Here is a 1,347-nt window from a genome sequence, read left to right as displayed (position 1 = left end):
TGCTCCATGCTCGCCGCCGTCTCCTGCAGGTTGCTCGCCGCCTGCTCCGTGCGCGCGCTCAGGTCCTGGTTGCCCGTCGCGATTTCCACCGACGCCGTGTTGATGCTGTCCGTCGCGCTGCGCACCTGGCTCACGGTCTGGACCAGCGAGGTCTTCATCGCACCCAGGGCGTTGAGCAGATCGCCCAGTTCGTCCTTGCGGTCGGTCTGTACCGGCACCGACAGGTTGCCCGCGGCCACGGCCGAGGCAATGGCCACGGCCTGGTGCACCGGCACCGTCACCGAGCGCGTGATGCGCCAGGCCAGCAGGGAGGCCACCACCACCGCCAGCGCGGCCAGGCTCACCAGCCACATCACGTTGCGGCTCACGGTGTGGGCGGAGTCGGTCATGGCGGCTTGCACCAGGATTCGCTGCGCGGCAAGCATCTCGCCCTGGGCGCCGCTGTAGCGGTCGGCGGCCGGCAACACCTGGCTGGACAGGATCTGGTTGGCCGACACGAGGTCGCCCGTCTTGAGCGCGTCGAAGAAGGTCTTGCGCACCGCGATGTACTCACCGCGCAGTGCCGAAATCTTGGCCAGCTGGGCCTTGCCCTCGGCGCTGGTGACTTCCGCCTCCAGCGTCTGCTGCAGTTCGCTGATGCGCGTGGACGTCTGGGCGATCAGGGGCTTGAAGTAGGCATCGACCTCGGGATCGGCGCGGGACTTGGCCACAGCGAGCGCGCGGCTGATGTTCAGCGTCGTGCTCGCCGCCCACTCCTCCGTGACCGAGGCGAGGTGCTCCAGCTGGATCACCCGCTCGGTGGCCGCCTGCGTCGAGCGAAGGCCGCTCCAGCCCAGCGCGGTGACGGCCAGGAGCAGCACCAGCACGCTGAGGAAGCCCAGGCCCAGCCGATGGCCGACCTTGAATTGTTGAAAAGACATGAAAGAAGTGCGTCCGTTGGGGTGGGTTGAATCGATCAGAAGCTTTCCCAGTCGCCTTCGCTGGAAGCAGCGGGCACCGGAGTGGCGGCGGGCGCCGGGCGGGCCACCGGCGGCACCGGTGCGTCAACGGGCCGGCTGACCTTGGGCGCAGCGGCCTTGGGCACGGGCGTCTTGGTCGGCTTGGCCACCGCGGGTGCCGACACCACCGCCTTGGCGGGTGTCGCGACCACGGCCTTGGCAGGCGCCACGGCGAGGGCCGGGGGCACCACCGAGGTCAGCACCGGCGCAGCGAGAGCATGCGCGTCGGCATCGCCGGTGCGGAACACGCTCACCACCTGGTTCAGGCGCTTGGCCTGGTCCTTGAGGCTTTCGGCGGCCGCCGCGCTCTCTTCCACCAGCGCCGCGTTCTGCTGCGTCATCTGGTCCA

1 protein-coding gene and 1 pseudogene are annotated in these 1,347 nt (G+C 69.5%); both read right to left on the bottom strand.

Features of this window, described 5'->3' with window-relative positions; genetic code table 11:
• Positions 1-920 (bottom strand): MCP four helix bundle domain-containing protein (locus tag AC07ZS_RS29805; protein ID WP_494802036.1); only part of this gene is annotated, 920 nt, incomplete at its 3' end.
• A gap of 35 nt (positions 921-955) precedes the next feature.
• A pseudogene (locus AC07ZS_RS29800) lies at positions 956-1,347 on the bottom strand (methyl-accepting chemotaxis protein); the annotation flags it as partial.

This window comes from Hydrogenophaga sp. GW456-12-10-14-TSB4, from assembly GCF_059424305.1.
Note: the sequence above shows the minus strand (reverse complement) of the source record. Positions and strands in the feature narration are given on the sequence as shown.